This window comes from Streptomyces sp. V3I8 (assembly GCF_030817535.1).
GTDB lineage: Bacteria > Actinomycetota > Actinomycetes > Streptomycetales > Streptomycetaceae > Streptomyces.
In genome coordinates, this window is the sequence record NZ_JAUSZL010000002.1 from 3,305,760 (window position 1) to 3,319,672 (window position 13,913).

Consider the following 13,913-nt stretch of genomic DNA (forward strand, 5'->3'; position numbering starts at 1 on the left):
GGGGCCGGCGCTCCGCGGAGGCCGGCCCCGCTCCGGCTCAGCCCTTCGCGGGGGAGGCCTTCCCGCCGGGACCGGACGAGCCGGCGGACCCCGCGGCGGCCGGTGCCTCGGAGTCGGCGTCCTCCTCGAAGTCGACCCTCCCCAGCTGCCGGTTCATCGACTTCATCAGACCCCATACCGCCAGGGCCATCACCGCGAAGACGATGAATCCGAGGACACCGGGGGTGACCTTGTTCTCGTCGACCTCCTTGGCGAGAGGGACGAGGTGCGTCAGTGCCAGGCTTGCGCTCATGTCAGGCATTGTCCCGGATGCCCGCGAAGAGGTCGTCCTCGGGGAGGGACGTATCGACGAGGGACTTCGCCAGCTCGTACTCCTCCGTCGGCCAGACCTCCCGCTGGAGCTCCAGCGGGACGCGGAACCAGCCGCCGTCGGGGTCGATCTGCGTGGCGTGCGCGATGAGGGCCTTGTCACGGATCTCGAAGAAGTCCGCGCAGGGCACGTGCGTCGTCAGCGTGCGCTCGGTGCGCTCGAACTCGTCCCACCGCTTGAGCCAGTCCCCGTACGGCGACTCCATCCCCCGGTCCAGCAGGGCCCGGTGCAGCGCCTCGGTGCGGGGGCGGTTGAAGCCCTGGTTGTAGTAGAGCTTCCGGGCCTGGAAGGCCGGGCCGAACTCCGACTCCGGGTACTTCTCGGTGTCGGCCGCGCCCTCGAACGCCACCATCGAGATCTTGTGGGTCATGATGTGGTCCGGGTGCGGGTACCCGCCGTTCTCGTCGTAGGTGGTGATCACCTGCGGACGGAAGGAGCGGATCCTGCGGACCAGCTCGCCGGCGGCCTTGTCGATGTCCTCCAGGGCGAAGCAGCCCTCGGGCAGCGGCGGCAGCGGGTCGCCCTCCGGCAGGCCCGAGTCCACGAAACCGAGCCACTCCTGCTTGACGCCCAGGATCTCGCGGGCCTCGTCCATCTCCTTCTTGCGTACCTCGTGGATGTGCTCCTCGACGTACTTGTCGCCCTGCAGTTTGGGGTTGAGGATGGAGCCGCGCTCCCCGCCCGTGCAGGTCACGACCAGCACGTCCACCCCCTCGGACACGTACTTCGCCATGGTGGCCGCGCCCTTCGACGACTCGTCGTCGGGGTGGGCGTGCACGGCCATCAGTCGCAGCTGGTCAGTCAAAACTCAATCCTCAGCAAGTCGGCGCCCCCGTGTGGAACGGCGCGGTCGGCACTCCTATAGTGACCGAACCGGCGGGCGAAAAATTCCGGGCCCCGAACTCCGCCCCCCGCCCCGGAGAGGACGACCATGAGTACGGTGCAGCTGCCCGAGGGCCGGTACGGCCGCTCCACGGACGGGCGCGCCGACCGCAGGCTCAAGGTCATCGGTTCCGTGCTCGGGGTGGCCCTGCTCGCCCTGGTCGGATTCTTCGCCTTCCACTACGTGGCCGGGAACAGGATCAGCGCCGAGGTCATCAGCTTCGACACCTCGGACTCCGCCGTGAAGGTGCACCTGGAGGTCCGCAAGGACCCGGGCGTCACGGGCTACTGCACGATCCGCTCCCAGGCCGAGGACGGCGCCGAGGTAGGCCGCGCGGACTTCCGGTTCGGCCAGGACGCGACCCGCGTCGACAAGGTCCTCACGCTCCGCACGACGGCCCCCGGCACGACCGCCGAGCTGCTCGGCTGTCACGCGGACTGACCGCGTACGCACGGGGCGCCCGCGACCGCACGGGGCGCCTGCGGCGGGGCGTCCGCGACACTGACGGGCATCACTCCGACTCCTCGCAGCTGACCTGCGGCGACGTAGTTCTGGTGCCTTATGTCCTCCCCGCGGGGCCCGTCAATTGTTAGGCTCGTGGTTTCGCCCACCGGAGAAGGAACATTCTTCTGAGTAGGGCGATGCTTTGTATTCCCAGTACCTACGAGGAGCACCTGTGACCCAGACCAGCGAGAACGTCACCTGGCTGACCCAGGAGGCATACAACCAGCTCAAGGCCGAGCTGGAGTACCTGTCTGGTCCTGCGCGCACGGAGATCACTGCCAAGATCGCGGCCGCGCGCGAGGAGGGCGACCTGCGCGAGAACGGCGGGTACCACGCCGCCAAGGAGGAGCAGGGCAAGCAGGAGCTCCGGGTGCGCCAGCTGACCCAGCTCCTGGAGAACGCCAAGGTGGGCGAGGCTCCGGCGGCCGACGGCGCGGTGGCGCCCGGCATGGTGGTGACCATCGCCTTCGACGGCGACGAGGACGACACGCTCACGTTCCTGCTCGCCTCGCGCGAATACGCGAGCACCGACATCGAGACGTACTCGCCGCAGTCCCCGCTGGGCTCCGGCGTGAACGGCAAGAAGATCGGGGAGCAGGCCCAGTACGAGCTGCCGAACGGCAAGCTCGCCTCGGTGAAGGTCCTCGAAGCCAAGCCGTACGCCGCGTAACCCCGTCCACCGCGTCGCCCTGGCGAGCCCCCGGTGCCTGCGGCGCCGGGGGCTTCTCCGTGCCGGTGCGGACCGCCCTCAGTCGATGACCGTGTAGCCCGCCCGCCGCAGCGCCGCGTTCACCTCGGCGCAGTGCTCGGGCCCCTTCGTCTCCAGGTGCAGCTCGACCTCCACCTCCGTGAGCCCGAGCCGGGGATCGGTCCGTACGTGGCTCACGTCGAGGACGTTGGCGTCCGCCACCGACAACACCCCGAGAAGTGTGGCCAGGGCGCCGGGCCGGTCCGTCAGCCGCAGCGTGACCGCCAGGTAGCGGCCGTTCGCGGCCATGCCGTGGCGCAGGATGCGCTGGATCAGCAGCGGGTCCACGTTCCCGCCGGACAGCAGGGCGACGACCGGGCCCTCGAAGGCACCCGGCTCGCTCATGATCGCCGCGACCGGGCTCGCCCCGGCGGGCTCGACGACCAGCTTGGCCCGCTCCAGGCAGAGCAGCAGCGCACTGGAGAGCGCGTCCTCGGAGACCGTACGGACCTCGTCCACCAGGTCGTCGATGATCCGGAACGGCACGTCCCCGGGCCGCCCGACCCTGATCCCGTCGGCCATCGTCGCCGGGTTCTCGACCGACACCGGCCGCCCCGCCGCCAGCGAGGGCGGGTACGCGGCCGCGCCCGCCGCCTGCACCCCCACGATCCGCACGTCCGGCCGCAGGGCCTTCACCGCGACCGCGATCCCCGCGGCGAGACCGCCGCCGCCGATCCCCACGACGATGGTGCGCACCTCGGGGCACTGCTCCAGGATCTCCAGCCCGACCGTGCCCTGTCCGGCGATGATGTCCGGATGGTCGAAGGGGTGGATGAAGACCGCGCCCGTGCGCGCCGCGTACTCCTGGGCCGCGGCCAGCGTCTCGTCCAGCACCGTGCCGTACGAGCGCACCTCGGCGCCGTAGTGCCGGGTCGCCGCGACCTTCGGCAGCGGCGCGCCCGCCGGCATGAACACCGTCGAACGCACCCCGAGCAGGGAGGAGGCCAGGGCGACGCCCTGCGCGTGGTTGCCCGCGCTCGCCGCGACGACCCCGGCGGCCCGCTCCTCGGGGAGGAGCCCCGCGATCCGCACGTACGCGCCGCGCAGCTTGAACGAACCCGTGCGCTGCAGGTTCTCGCACTTGAGGAGCACCGGCGCGCCCACCAGCCGCGACAGGTGCCGGCTGCCCTCCATGGCGGTCGTCCGCGCCACGCCCGAGAGCATCTTCTGCGCTCCCCGCACGTCGTCGAGGGTCACCGGCGGCAAGGAGTCGGCCGTGCGATAGCTCATGACCACCAGTCTCGCAGTTCACACCGCGCGGCACCGGTCGTGACCAACGGCCGAGACCGGTTTGCCCAGCGCCCGTACGGCCCGCCCCCCGTCCGCGTACTCTGTCCCCCAACCCAGCCCCACGCATGAATAGAGCCCCCGGCCATGCCCACAACACCTGGAATGTCGATGGACATGACGACCGCCGGTGACACCGGTCTTCTCGAAACGCTGCAGCACGAGGTCGCGGTGTTCGCCCGCCGTGCCGAACAGACCCGGCTCGGCGGGGTCGGCCAGGTGCGCAACTCCATGGACCGCGCGGCGTACCTGCTGCTCAACCGCCTCGACAAAGAGGGGCCGATGGGCGTCAAGGCGCTCGCCGCGAGCATGGGCATCGACTCGTCGACGGTCACCCGGCAGGTGGCCCCGCTGGTCGACACCGGCCTCGTCAAGCGCACCTCCCACCCGGAGGACGGGCGTGCCGTGGTGCTCCAGCTGTCGCCGCGCGGGCTCTCCCGGCTGGACGAAGTACGTTCCTCCAGGCGGCAGTTGATGGCCGAGCTGACCGACGAGTGGTCGCCCGAGGAGCGCGAGGCCTTCTGCTCGCTGCTCACCCGCTTCAACGTCGCGCTCTCCACCCGGATGGCCGCGTCACCGTCCGTGGACGCACCGGCCCCCTCCTGAACCGCCCGCACGCGCTCCTGGCCACACCGCCCCGCACACGCCCGTACGCGTGCGCGCGTGCCGGGATTCCTCGCCCGTCCGGCCGTCCCGCCCGGTCGCGGCGCCCCGTCGTCCCGTAACCGTCTCGTGCCGTCGCACCCCGTCTCGCGCCGGCCTCTTGACCAGGGGCCGCGGCTGGCCTCATATGAGATCGGGTCCCGGCGTACGCGGCTGTCCTCGGCGTACGTCCCCAGGGGCCCGGTTCCCCACGGTCGGGAGGCGCGGTGCGAAAGCGGCAGGCGTCCCGGAACGCCCGCCGTACCCGGGAGTTCGAAGCGTTCGTCGCGGGTGCGGGAGGGCGGCTGCTGCATGCCGCCACCCTGCTCACCGCGGAGCCGCGCACCGGCAATCCGCGCGCGCGGCGCCTGCTCACCGCGGCCCTGGCCCACACGTACGCCGTCTGGGACCGGCTGCACGGCGAGGACCCGTACGACCGGGCCCGGCAGTACATGGCGGTGCGCTTCGCGCGCGGGGCCTGGCACCAGCACGGGGGGCTGGGCCGGACACACCTGCGCGGCCGCTCGGCCCCCGACGGCGTCCTGCGCCACCTCACCCCCCAGGAACGCCTGATCCTCGTGCTGCGGCTGTACGAGGGCGTCGCGGAGGAACAGGCCGCGGCCCTGCTGGGACTGCCGGCCGAGCGCGTACGGGTGATCTGCGCGCGGGCCGTGGCGACGCTGCTGCACCCGCCGCGGGAAGCCGCCGCGCCAATCGCGAAGGTGGTGCCGTCATGAGCCCGGTGAGCCGCTGGGAGGCCGATGCCCGGCGCATCCTGGACGAGCCGCAGCCGTCCGTCCCCCCGGAGATCTACACGGAGGCGGTCCGCAGGGGCGGCCGGATGCTGCGCCGCCGGACGGCCGCCCGCCGCCTGATGTGGCTGCTGCTGCTCGCGGCGGCCGTGGCGTTCGTGGTGTGGATGTCGGTCGCCCGGCCGTGGGTGGAGCCGCCGTCGGAGACGACTCCACCGCTGACGGGCTGGTGAGCCCGGACCGCCGGGAGGCCGGCGGGGCCGGTGGTCCGGCCGGCCCGGGGCCTGCTGGAGAACCTCTGCCCCGGGACCCGCTCCAGGTCCTCTACGCCAGGGCCTGCTTGAGGTCCTCGAGGAGGTCGTCGACGTTCTCGATGCCCACGGAGAGGCGCACCAGGTCGGCGGGGACCTCCAGGAGGGACCCGGCGACGGACGCGTGCGTCATCCGTCCCGGGTGCTCGATCAGGGACTCGACGCCGCCCAGGGACTCCCCCAGGGTGAACACCCTGGCGCGGTTGCAGACCTCGACGGCCGCCTCCTCGCCGCCCTCGACCCGGAAGGAGACCATGCCGCCGAACGACCGCATCTGCTTGGCGGCGGTCTCGTGACCGGGGTGCTCCGGCAGGCCCGGGTACAGCACGCGCGTCACGCGCGCGTGCCGGGTGAGCATCTCGGCGACCTGGGTGGCGTTCTCGCTGTGCCGGTCCATGCGGACGGCGAGCGTCTTGATGCCGCGCAGCACCAGCCAGGCGTCCATGGGACCGGCCACCGCGCCCATGGCGTTCTGGTGGTAGGCGAGCTCCTCGCCGAGCTCCTGGTCGGCGACCACGAGCGCACCGCCGACGACGTCCGAGTGGCCGCCCATGTACTTGGTCAGCGAGTGCACGACGACGTCCGCGCCGAGCGCGAGCGGCTGCTGGAGGTAGGGGCTGGCGAAGGTGTTGTCGACGACCAGCTTCGCGCCGGTCTCGCGCGCGACGTGCGAGAGCGCGGCGATGTCGGTGATGCCGAGGAGCGGGTTGGAGGGGGTCTCCACCCAGACGGCCTTCGTCCTCGGGGTGATGGCGGCCCGTACGGCCGCGGGGTCGCTGGTGTCGGCGACCGACCACTCCACCCCCCACCGCGAGACGACCTTCGCGAACAGACGGAACGTGCCGCCGTACGCGTCGTTGGGGATGACCACGTGGTCGCCGGGGCTGAGCAGCGTACGCAACAGGCAGTCCTCGGCCGCCAGTCCGGACGCGAACGCGAGTCCGCGGCGGCCGCCCTCCAGGGCCGCGAGGTTCTCCTCCAGGGCCGTCCTGGTCGGGTTGGCGCTGCGGCTGTACTCGTAGCCGCCGCGCAGGCCTCCGACGCCGTCCTGCTTATAGGTCGAAACCTGGTAGATCGGCGGGACGACCGCGCCGGTGAGGGGATCGGCGGTGTTGCCCGCGTGGATCGCCACGGTTTCGAAGTGCTGGCTGATGTGCCTGTCGCTCATGGGCACCGAGGGTAGTCCGCCCGCGGGCATGGTGACGGCGGACGTGCCCTCACCGGGGCCGTCCCGGAGGTTTTCCACAGGAGTCGCGGACCTGGTTGGTCAATTGTCGGGCCCGTCTGGTTCGCTTGTGGCATGGAGATTCTCTGGGTCCTGATGGCCCTGCTCATGATCGGGTTCGCCCTGGGGCCGATTCTGAGGCGCAGGCGGGTCGGTATCCAGCAGGTCGCCCCCGGCGACCCGGACGGAGCCGACCCGGCGAACTACGGCTTCCTGCGCCAGGAGGAGCTGGACATCCGCATGCCCGGCCCCGACCAGGACCTGCTGGAGGTCCTCGACCTGGTGCAGCGCACCCAGGACCACCGCGCGGCCGCACAGCTCCTCGCCGGTACGGAGACGGAGGGCGAGCGGCGCTGGCAGCGCGTCCAGGCCTTCGCCGGCGCCGCCTCGCTCGAACTGCAGCAGCGTCCCGGCGGCGTGAGCGACAGCCCCGGCGGGCAGTGGCTGCGGGTGTGGCGGGCCGAGCAGGCCAAGGACGCGGGCGGCGCCGCCGTGCACGCGGAGTTCCTGGTGCAGCAGGCGTGGCGTACGTCGTCGCCGGGGACGGACGAGTTCCGGATCATCATGGAGGAGGCGCGGGCGGCCTGTGACGACGCGGCGCTGCTGGCTCCGGGCGACCCGATCCCGTACATCATCGAGCTGTCGGTGGCCCGTGGGCTGGCGTACTCGCAGCCGGAGTTCGAGAAGCTCTGGCTGAAGATCCTGGACCGCGCTCCCGCGCACATGGGAGCGCATCTGGCGGCGCTGCACTACTGGTGCGAGAAGTGGCACGGCTCGCGGGAGACGGCGTACTCGTTCGCGGAGGCGGCCGCGGCGCGCGCCCCGAAGGGCTCGCTGCTGGCGGCCATGCCGCTGTTCGCGGTCTTCGAGCACCTCCCCGAGGTGAACCTCGTGAGCGGCTTCCACCAGAGCGAGGTCGTGACCAGGGCGGTCCACGGGGCGCTCTACGCGGTCCACTCGGCGCGCCCCGACGACCCGATGCTCGCCCACGTGCGCCATCTGCTGGTTTTCTTCCTGGTCCGCGGCGAGCGCTGGTCGGAGGCGATGGACCAGCTGGTGCACGTGGACGGTCACGTGGGCGCCCTGCCGTGGACCCTGACGCGGGACCCGGCGGCGGACTACGCGGTGTACCGCGCGCTGGCGGTGGCGGGCTACGAGGCGAACGGCGGGAGTCCGGCGACGCTGTCCCTCTGAGCGGCGCCGCGGGCACCGCGTCCGGAATGCCGGGGCGCGTGCCCGCGTTGCCGTGACCGGCCGCCGTCCTGGCCGGCCACCGCAGAGGAGGGCCCATGTTCCAGTACGGCCGTACACCGAGGCTGCCCACCGCCGAGGAGGCGCTGCGCGGCCGCTCCCGGCCGATGTACGCGGTTCCCGAGCGGCACACCGTGCTCGGCACCCGGCTGCTGGGCCCGTACCCCGCGGGCCTGGAGGTCGCCGACTTCGGCATGGGCTGCTTCTGGGGCGCGGAGCGCCTGTTCTGGAAGCTCCCGGCCGGCGTCCGCACGACCCTGGTCGGCTACCAGGGCGGCTTCACCGAGCACCCCGCGTACGAGGAGGTCTGCTCGGGCCTGACGGGCCACGCCGAGGTGGTGCGTGTGGTGCACGACCCCGCCGTGATCCCGTACGAGAGCCTGCTGAAGCTCTTCTGGGAGTCCCACGACCCGACGCGGGGCTTCCGCCAGGGCAACGACGTGGGCACCCAGTACCGCTCCGCGATCCACACCCACACCCCGGCCCAGGCCGCCGCGGCGGAGGCCTCCCGCACGGCGTACCAGAAGGCCCTGACGTACGCCGGCCGCGGCACGATCACGACGGAGATCCTCCCCGCTCAGGACCGCCCGTTCTACCCGGCGGAGGCCCACCACCAGCAGTACCTGGACAAGAACCCGGCGGGGTACTGCGGGATCGACGGGACGGGGGTCTCGTGCCCCGTGGGTGTGGCGGGAGCCGGTGGCTGAGTGTCCTGCGCGGCGGGAGCCGGTGGACACGCCGCGGGCGCCGCCGACCGGTTGTGATCCGGTGGGCGGCGCCCTGGGTGCCGGGGTACCGCACACGCGGCCGGCCGGTACGTGCGGATGCGGGTGCGGTCAGCTCTCCGTGCGGGCGGGCAGGCGCCAGCCCGGGCGGGGGAAGTGGCAGGTGTAGCCGTCCGGGTAGCGCAGCAGGTAGTCCTGGTGCTCGGGCTCGGCCTGCCAGAAGGGGCCGGCCGGCTCCACCTCGGTGACGACCCGGCCGGGCCACAGCCCGGAGGCGTCCACGTCCGCGATCGTGTCCTCGGCGATCCGCTTCTGCTCGTCGTCGACGTAGTAGATCGCCGAGCGGTAGCTGAGGCCGATGTCGTTGCCCTGGCGGTTCTTGGTGCTCGGGTCGTGGATCTGGAAGAAGAACTCCAGGATCGCGCGGTAGTCGGTCACCTCGGGGTCGAAGAGGATCTCGATGGCCTCCGCGTGCGTGCCGTGGTTCCGGTACGTCGCGTTCGGCACGTCCCCGCCGGTGTATCCGACCCGGGTCGCCGTCACGCCGGGGAGCCGGCGGATCAGGTCCTCCATCCCCCAGAAGCATCCGCCCGCCAGTACGGCCCTCTGCGTCTGCGCAGCCATCGCGACCCTCCAAAAACTCATCGGTCCAGATACTCGGGCCGTCCGGCTCGCACGTCACCGGCGGCCGCTGCCCGCTCTCTCAACGCGTGAGGGTCCCCAGCGATTCCGTACCGGCCCACATGGCCCCGGCCCTGTGCTCGTGGCCCTGTGCTCGTGGACCCGTCGCCGCCCTCCGCGCCCGGAAGTGGATCGGAAGCGGATCGGTCGTGGTGGCGGAAGCGGTGGGGCTGGTGTCATCCGTGGTGTCAATCAGCTTTCTCTCGCGCTCGTTCCGGCCGGCTCGTCCGTACCGCGCATCCGCCGGACGGCCGTCGGACCGGAACCGCCGTCCGGCCGCCCGCGCCCACCGGTACCGGGTGACGGGCCGGGACCGGATCGCAGCGAGTGGCGCCGGCCGTGCAGCAGTCGGAGTGAGCGAGCCAGTGCACTGTCGTGACTGTTGGAGTGCCCCATGAACGACTCCGGACCGCCGCCCGCCCCCGCCTCGCCGGACCCGCCGTCGCCCTACCGCGCCGACGGGCTGATACCGCCGGCGGGCACCGCCCGCACGTGGGGTCTCGCCCTCGTCGGAGCACCCCTTCCGCTCGTCCTGCTCCTGGGACTGCTCGGCGGCTCCGGCCCGGACGGCACCGGAGCGCAGACCCCGCCCTGGGATTCGTCGGCACCCTCCTACACCGAACCCGCCGTACCGGACACGTACGACACGTACGACGACGGCGGCACGTACGACGACGACGGCACGGCCACCACCGACGAGGCGACGCAGCCCGAGGACGCCGGAGGTGCGTCCGCCACCCCGTCGGACGAGGCCACCCCGGACGGCACCGCGGACACCGGGCCGCAAGCGGTCGTCACCGCCTACTTCACGGCGATCAACGACGGTGACTACCGGACCGCCTGGGATCTGGGCGGCAAGAACCTGGACAAGGACTACGACACGTTCGTCTCGGGCTACGCCACCACCCAACGGGACACCATCAGCATCGTGTCCGTGGAGGGGGAGGTCGTGCGGCTGGTCCTCGACGCCCTGGAGACGGACGGTTCGTCGCAGTCGTACGACGCCGTCTACACCGTCCGCGACGGTGAGATCACCAGCGGCAAGGCGACCCCGACCGACTGACGTCCCGGGCGTGCCCGGGACCGGTAGGTACACCGACATGAGCGACGAGCGGAGCACTGAACCATCGTGAGCACACAGGCGCTGCGTCCCCATCCGCCCGGCCGGCCGGCCGGGGAGCCGCCGACCGCCCGCGCGCACGCACGGACCAAGGCCACCCGCCTGCTGTCCGCGGGCACCTATCTCGACCCCGGCTACCGGCGGGCCGTCGTACGGGAACTGTTCACCCACCACTTCAGAGTGGTCGCGCCGTCGTACGGCTACGACGCCGTGTCGGTCCTCGCCCACGCTCTCGCGGCACGCCGGCTGCACCGCATCCAGTCGGGCGTGGCCGCCGGCTCGGCTCTCGTGCTCCTCCTGCTGATGAGCAGAGGCACACTGGGCCCCTTCATGGGCGTGCAACTGCTGTGCTGGGTGCTGTGGGGTTCGGCCTACCTGCGTCGTCTCGTCACTCTGCACATCCTGATGACCCGCCTGAAGGAGACCGGCCCCGACGGGGGCTTCGACGGTTCCTATCCGGCCACCGGCGAGCTCACCGACGACCTGATCAGGAAGATCGACCATGAGCAGTCCACCCAGGACGGCCTCGTCCTGTACGGAGGCTTCCGGCCCTTCGTCGGCGCCGGTGAGCAGTTGCGCGACTGGTCGAACGCCCAGCTGCTGCTCGGCGCGCCCAGGACGCGCATCGCCGCACGGCAGGACTTCGACGGGTCCGGACCCGGCCTGGACGAGGTGGAGCGCAGATCCGTCCTGCCCTTCACCGTCCACGACATCACCGCGCACGTGGCCGCCCGGATGCGGGCGGAACTGCGCGACGAGGCGCGCCGGGACGAACGCATCGAGGGGCTGACCGTCGAGCAGCGCCGCTACACCACGGCGATCCGTACGAACGACCGGACGGTCGGCGCGGGCTGGTCCCAGCTGCCCGGTGCGGGCGACCTCCCGGCCATCCACTGGCGGGAGGACTACGACTCCGCCCGCGAGTACCTGTGCGTGCGCGTCGCCTCCTGGAACGAGGAGCTGGTGACCTCGGTCTTCGTCGGGTTCGACCTCAAGGGCGACACGCTGCACACCGAGTTCCACACCTATGTCCTCGGGCCGCTCGTACGGGACTTCCACCTCGTGGACCTGCTGCCGGGCACCTTCGACGGCAGCCTGGCCCTGCGTGTCGCCCGGGACACGCTGACGGCCGGGGTACGCAGGTGCCTGGCACTGTCGCTGTGGCCGCTGCGCCTGCTCCCCGAACGCTTCCTGCCGCCGCCGGTGCGTGCGATGGTGCGCCCCGGGCAGGACGGGCGGACCGCTCTGCGGTTCGCCGTCGAGGGCGCGCCGGCCGACAGCAGTGAATTCCGCCTCGGCCGCTACGCGAACGACTCGGTGGACTGCGGCGCGCTGACGAGCGTCCGGGAAATGGCCACCAGCGACACCTTCCACCATTTCTTCCAGAAATCCGATGCCCTGAAGTACACGCAGATCGTCGAGCGCCGCCTGCTCCACAACATCCGTCTGTTCCTGAAGGAGCACAACGTGGATCTCGCGGACCACGACCGCGCGCAGACCAACATCCTTTTCGGGGACAATACCCAGGCGGTCTTCGGCGGACACAACGAGAACTTCGGATACAACCACCAGCCGGCGGATCCCCACTCGCCCGGCAGCCGAGGAGCGCAGTCGTCATGAGCGAGAACCACACGTTCGGAGAGAACAGCCAGATCGTCCTCGGCGGCGACAACAGGAACTTCGGCTACAACTACCACGCGTCGCCGACGCCCCCTGCCGCCGGACCACGGGCGTCCGCACAGGTGCCCGCCGATCAGAATCAGGACCAGAATCAGGATCACGGTCGCAGCCGCAGCGTCTTCGTCGTGCACGGCCGGGACGAAGAGGTGCGGCAGACGATGTTCGGGCTGCTGCGCCGGCTCGACCTGCGCCCGCTGGAGTGGGAGGAACTGGTGCGGGCCACCGGCAAGGCGGCACCCTTCCTCGGTGACGTGGTGATGAACGCGCCGGCGCAGGCGCAGGCGGCCCTGGTCCTGCTCACCCCGGACGATGTCGCCAAACTCCATCCGCGCCTTCTGGGCAACCACGAGCGGGACGACGAGACCCAGCTCACCGGTCAGCCCCGGCAGAACGTGCTGATCGAACTGGGCATGGTGCTGATGGCCTACCCCGCGCGGACCGTCATCGTCGAGGTGGGCCGGCTGCGGCATGTCGCCGACACCGCGGGCATCAACGTCATCCGGTTCGACGGCTCGGAATCGAGCCTCGCGAAGATCGTCGCGCGGTTGAAACTGGCCGGCTGCCAACTCGACGACACCCGGCCCGAATGGCGTGAGACCCGGCACTTCCGGAATCTGTCCGCGTACCGGCGTCTCGCCTGAACCGGAGGGAAAAGGCCGCAGAGGAAAAGGCCGCAGAGGAAGAGGCCGGGAAGGAGGAGGGACGGGCCCCCGGGGGTGCCCGTCCCTCCTCCTGTCTCACACGCGGTCCAGCCCCGAGGCGAGAGCGCCCAGGAAGGCGGACATCTCACGCAGGTCGATGTGCTCCAGATCGGCGGGCCGTACGAGTATCCGCAGTTCCCGGCAGACCGCGCCCTCCCGTGACCGCGCGACGAAGGACATCAGGATCAGCCGCAGCAGGCTGTCCTGGTCGAGGTGGTCGAGCCGGGAGAGCCCCGACCCGACCAACGGCATGGCCACCCGCCCCAGTTGGGCGTGCCGGTGCAGGGCGTCCCACAGACGGCCGAGGCTGAACCAGAGCTCCTCCACACCGGAGGCGGCCACGCAGTCGTTGCCGATACGGCTGTACGCCACGGCGAACACCAGGCTCGGCCGGTCCCCCAGGACGGCCACCGTGCCGACCGGATACCGGTCCAGTTTGCCCAGCGGCTTACGCTCCCGGTCCTCCCGCACGACCGGGGCGACTCCGGCGAGCGCCGCGGTCAGTTCCGCGTCCAGGCGCCGTACGTCGCCACCGTACCGGCGGGCCGGCAACTGTCCCTGCACGCTGTCGGCGCTGATGACCGCTCCGTCCGCCGACGCGGTGTCGAAGGTGTCGCAGAACCCGACGACGAGATGCGCGGGCTGGTCGAAGACGTCTCCCGCCTCGATCACCACCTTCATGCGGGGCCGCCGGAACACCTGCTCCACCTGCAGCACCGGCCGGGCCCGGCCCAGCCCCCACATCAGACAGGCCGCCACCGACACCACGGCGATCAGGCCGGGACGGGTAAAGCTCTGCGGGAAGAATTGCCCGACGAACTGCAGAACCGCGGATATCCCGGCGAAAGCCAGCGCCGCATTGTGGGCGAAAACCCGTCGGGCGCGCTCCGTCCCGTACAACCGAGAAAATCGCACTGCTATCCGAAATCGCGTCCGGAAACGCCCCCGCGACCTTCCTCGGCGCCGCGTCGGGATCCGTATGCGGAAATCACCCGAACTCACAGCACCTCCAAGGCATCATGATAATCTGCTG

16 protein-coding genes are annotated in these 13,913 nt (G+C 71.4%); 10 read left to right on the forward strand and 6 right to left on the reverse strand.

Annotated elements, in window-relative coordinates; genetic code table 11:
• Nucleotides 1-37: 37 nt before the first annotated feature.
• Nucleotides 38-292, reverse strand: coding sequence for a hypothetical protein (locus tag QFZ75_RS14390; protein ID WP_373465871.1), 255 nt, complete (start codon nt 290-292; stop codon nt 38-40).
• 1 nt (nt 293) lies between these two features.
• The gene (gene mca, locus QFZ75_RS14395; protein ID WP_307537083.1) at nt 294-1,175 is read right to left on the reverse strand and encodes a mycothiol conjugate amidase Mca; all 882 of its coding nucleotides are present in this window, start codon (nt 1,173-1,175) and stop codon (nt 294-296) included.
• 126 nt (nt 1,176-1,301) lie between these two features.
• Between mca and QFZ75_RS14400 the strand changes: the two genes are divergently transcribed.
• The gene (locus QFZ75_RS14400; protein ID WP_307537085.1) at nt 1,302-1,694 is read left to right on the forward strand and encodes a DUF4307 domain-containing protein; all 393 of its coding nucleotides are present in this window, start codon (nt 1,302-1,304) and stop codon (nt 1,692-1,694) included.
• A gap of 235 nt (nt 1,695-1,929) precedes the next feature.
• A complete protein-coding gene (gene greA / locus QFZ75_RS14405; protein ID WP_307537087.1) occupies nt 1,930-2,427 on the forward strand; it encodes a transcription elongation factor GreA in 498 nt (165 codons plus the stop codon).
• Between the two features lie 78 nt (nt 2,428-2,505).
• Here greA and ilvA read toward each other — a convergent pair whose 3' ends face one another.
• The gene (gene ilvA / locus QFZ75_RS14410; RefSeq protein ID WP_307537088.1) at nt 2,506-3,735 is read right to left on the reverse strand and encodes a threonine ammonia-lyase; all 1,230 of its coding nucleotides are present in this window, start codon (nt 3,733-3,735) and stop codon (nt 2,506-2,508) included.
• Nucleotides 3,736-3,897: 162 nt separating this feature from the next.
• Between ilvA and QFZ75_RS14415 the strand changes: the two genes are divergently transcribed.
• The 3 genes from QFZ75_RS14415 (at nt 3,898) to QFZ75_RS14425 (ending at nt 5,419) form a co-directional block, all read left to right on the forward strand.
• Entirely contained in the window at nt 3,898-4,398 is a 501-nt protein-coding gene (locus QFZ75_RS14415) for a MarR family winged helix-turn-helix transcriptional regulator (protein WP_307544476.1), read from the forward strand.
• A 263-nt stretch (nt 4,399-4,661) separates the two neighbouring features.
• On the forward strand, nt 4,662-5,171 hold the full coding sequence (locus QFZ75_RS14420; protein ID WP_307537090.1) for a sigma factor-like helix-turn-helix DNA-binding protein: 510 nt from the start codon (nt 4,662-4,664) through the stop codon (nt 5,169-5,171).
• Nucleotides 5,168-5,419, forward strand: a complete 252-nt coding sequence (locus QFZ75_RS14425) for a hypothetical protein (RefSeq protein WP_307537091.1) — start codon at nt 5,168-5,170, stop codon at nt 5,417-5,419. The genes QFZ75_RS14420 and QFZ75_RS14425 overlap by 4 nt, the downstream gene beginning before the upstream one ends.
• A 91-nt stretch (nt 5,420-5,510) precedes the next feature.
• Here the strand turns inward: QFZ75_RS14425 and QFZ75_RS14430 are convergent, their stop codons facing one another.
• Nucleotides 5,511-6,665 (reverse strand): cystathionine gamma-synthase, encoded by a 1,155-nt coding sequence (locus QFZ75_RS14430; RefSeq protein WP_307537093.1) that lies wholly within the window; start codon nt 6,663-6,665, stop codon nt 5,511-5,513.
• 132 nt (nt 6,666-6,797) lie between these two features.
• On the opposite strand from QFZ75_RS14430, the gene QFZ75_RS14435 reads away from it, so the two are divergent.
• Together QFZ75_RS14435 and msrA (QFZ75_RS14440) are read left to right on the forward strand one after the other, a co-directional pair.
• Entirely contained in the window at nt 6,798-7,916 is a 1,119-nt protein-coding gene (locus tag QFZ75_RS14435) for a hypothetical protein (protein ID WP_307537094.1), read from the forward strand.
• 95 nt (nt 7,917-8,011) lie between these two features.
• Nucleotides 8,012-8,680: a peptide-methionine (S)-S-oxide reductase MsrA gene (gene msrA / locus QFZ75_RS14440; RefSeq protein ID WP_307537095.1), complete on the forward strand. Its 669-nt coding sequence runs from the start codon at nt 8,012-8,014 to the stop codon at nt 8,678-8,680.
• Nucleotides 8,681-8,809: 129 nt separating this feature from the next.
• Here the strand turns inward: msrA (QFZ75_RS14440) and msrA (QFZ75_RS14445) are convergent, their stop codons facing one another.
• On the reverse strand, nt 8,810-9,322 hold the full coding sequence (gene msrA, locus QFZ75_RS14445) for a peptide-methionine (S)-S-oxide reductase MsrA (protein WP_307537097.1): 513 nt from the start codon (nt 9,320-9,322) through the stop codon (nt 8,810-8,812).
• Between the two features lie 451 nt (nt 9,323-9,773).
• Between msrA (QFZ75_RS14445) and QFZ75_RS14450 the strand changes: the two genes are divergently transcribed.
• The 3 genes from QFZ75_RS14450 (at nt 9,774) to QFZ75_RS14460 (ending at nt 12,820) form a co-directional block, all read left to right on the forward strand.
• The gene (locus QFZ75_RS14450) at nt 9,774-10,442 is read left to right on the forward strand and encodes a hypothetical protein (protein WP_307537099.1); all 669 of its coding nucleotides are present in this window, start codon (nt 9,774-9,776) and stop codon (nt 10,440-10,442) included.
• A 66-nt stretch (nt 10,443-10,508) separates the two neighbouring features.
• The gene (locus tag QFZ75_RS14455) at nt 10,509-12,119 is read left to right on the forward strand and encodes a hypothetical protein (RefSeq protein WP_307537100.1); all 1,611 of its coding nucleotides are present in this window, start codon (nt 10,509-10,511) and stop codon (nt 12,117-12,119) included.
• Nucleotides 12,116-12,820: a nucleotide-binding protein gene (locus QFZ75_RS14460; RefSeq protein ID WP_307537101.1), complete on the forward strand. Its 705-nt coding sequence runs from the start codon at nt 12,116-12,118 to the stop codon at nt 12,818-12,820. Before QFZ75_RS14455 ends, QFZ75_RS14460 begins: the two co-directional genes overlap by 4 nt.
• 96 nt (nt 12,821-12,916) lie before the next feature.
• Here the strand turns inward: QFZ75_RS14460 and QFZ75_RS14465 are convergent, their stop codons facing one another.
• Complete coding sequence (locus QFZ75_RS14465) at nt 12,917-13,648, reverse strand: macro domain-containing protein (RefSeq protein WP_307537103.1); 732 nt, start codon at nt 13,646-13,648, stop codon at nt 12,917-12,919.
• Nucleotides 13,649-13,913 lie beyond the last annotated feature (265 nt).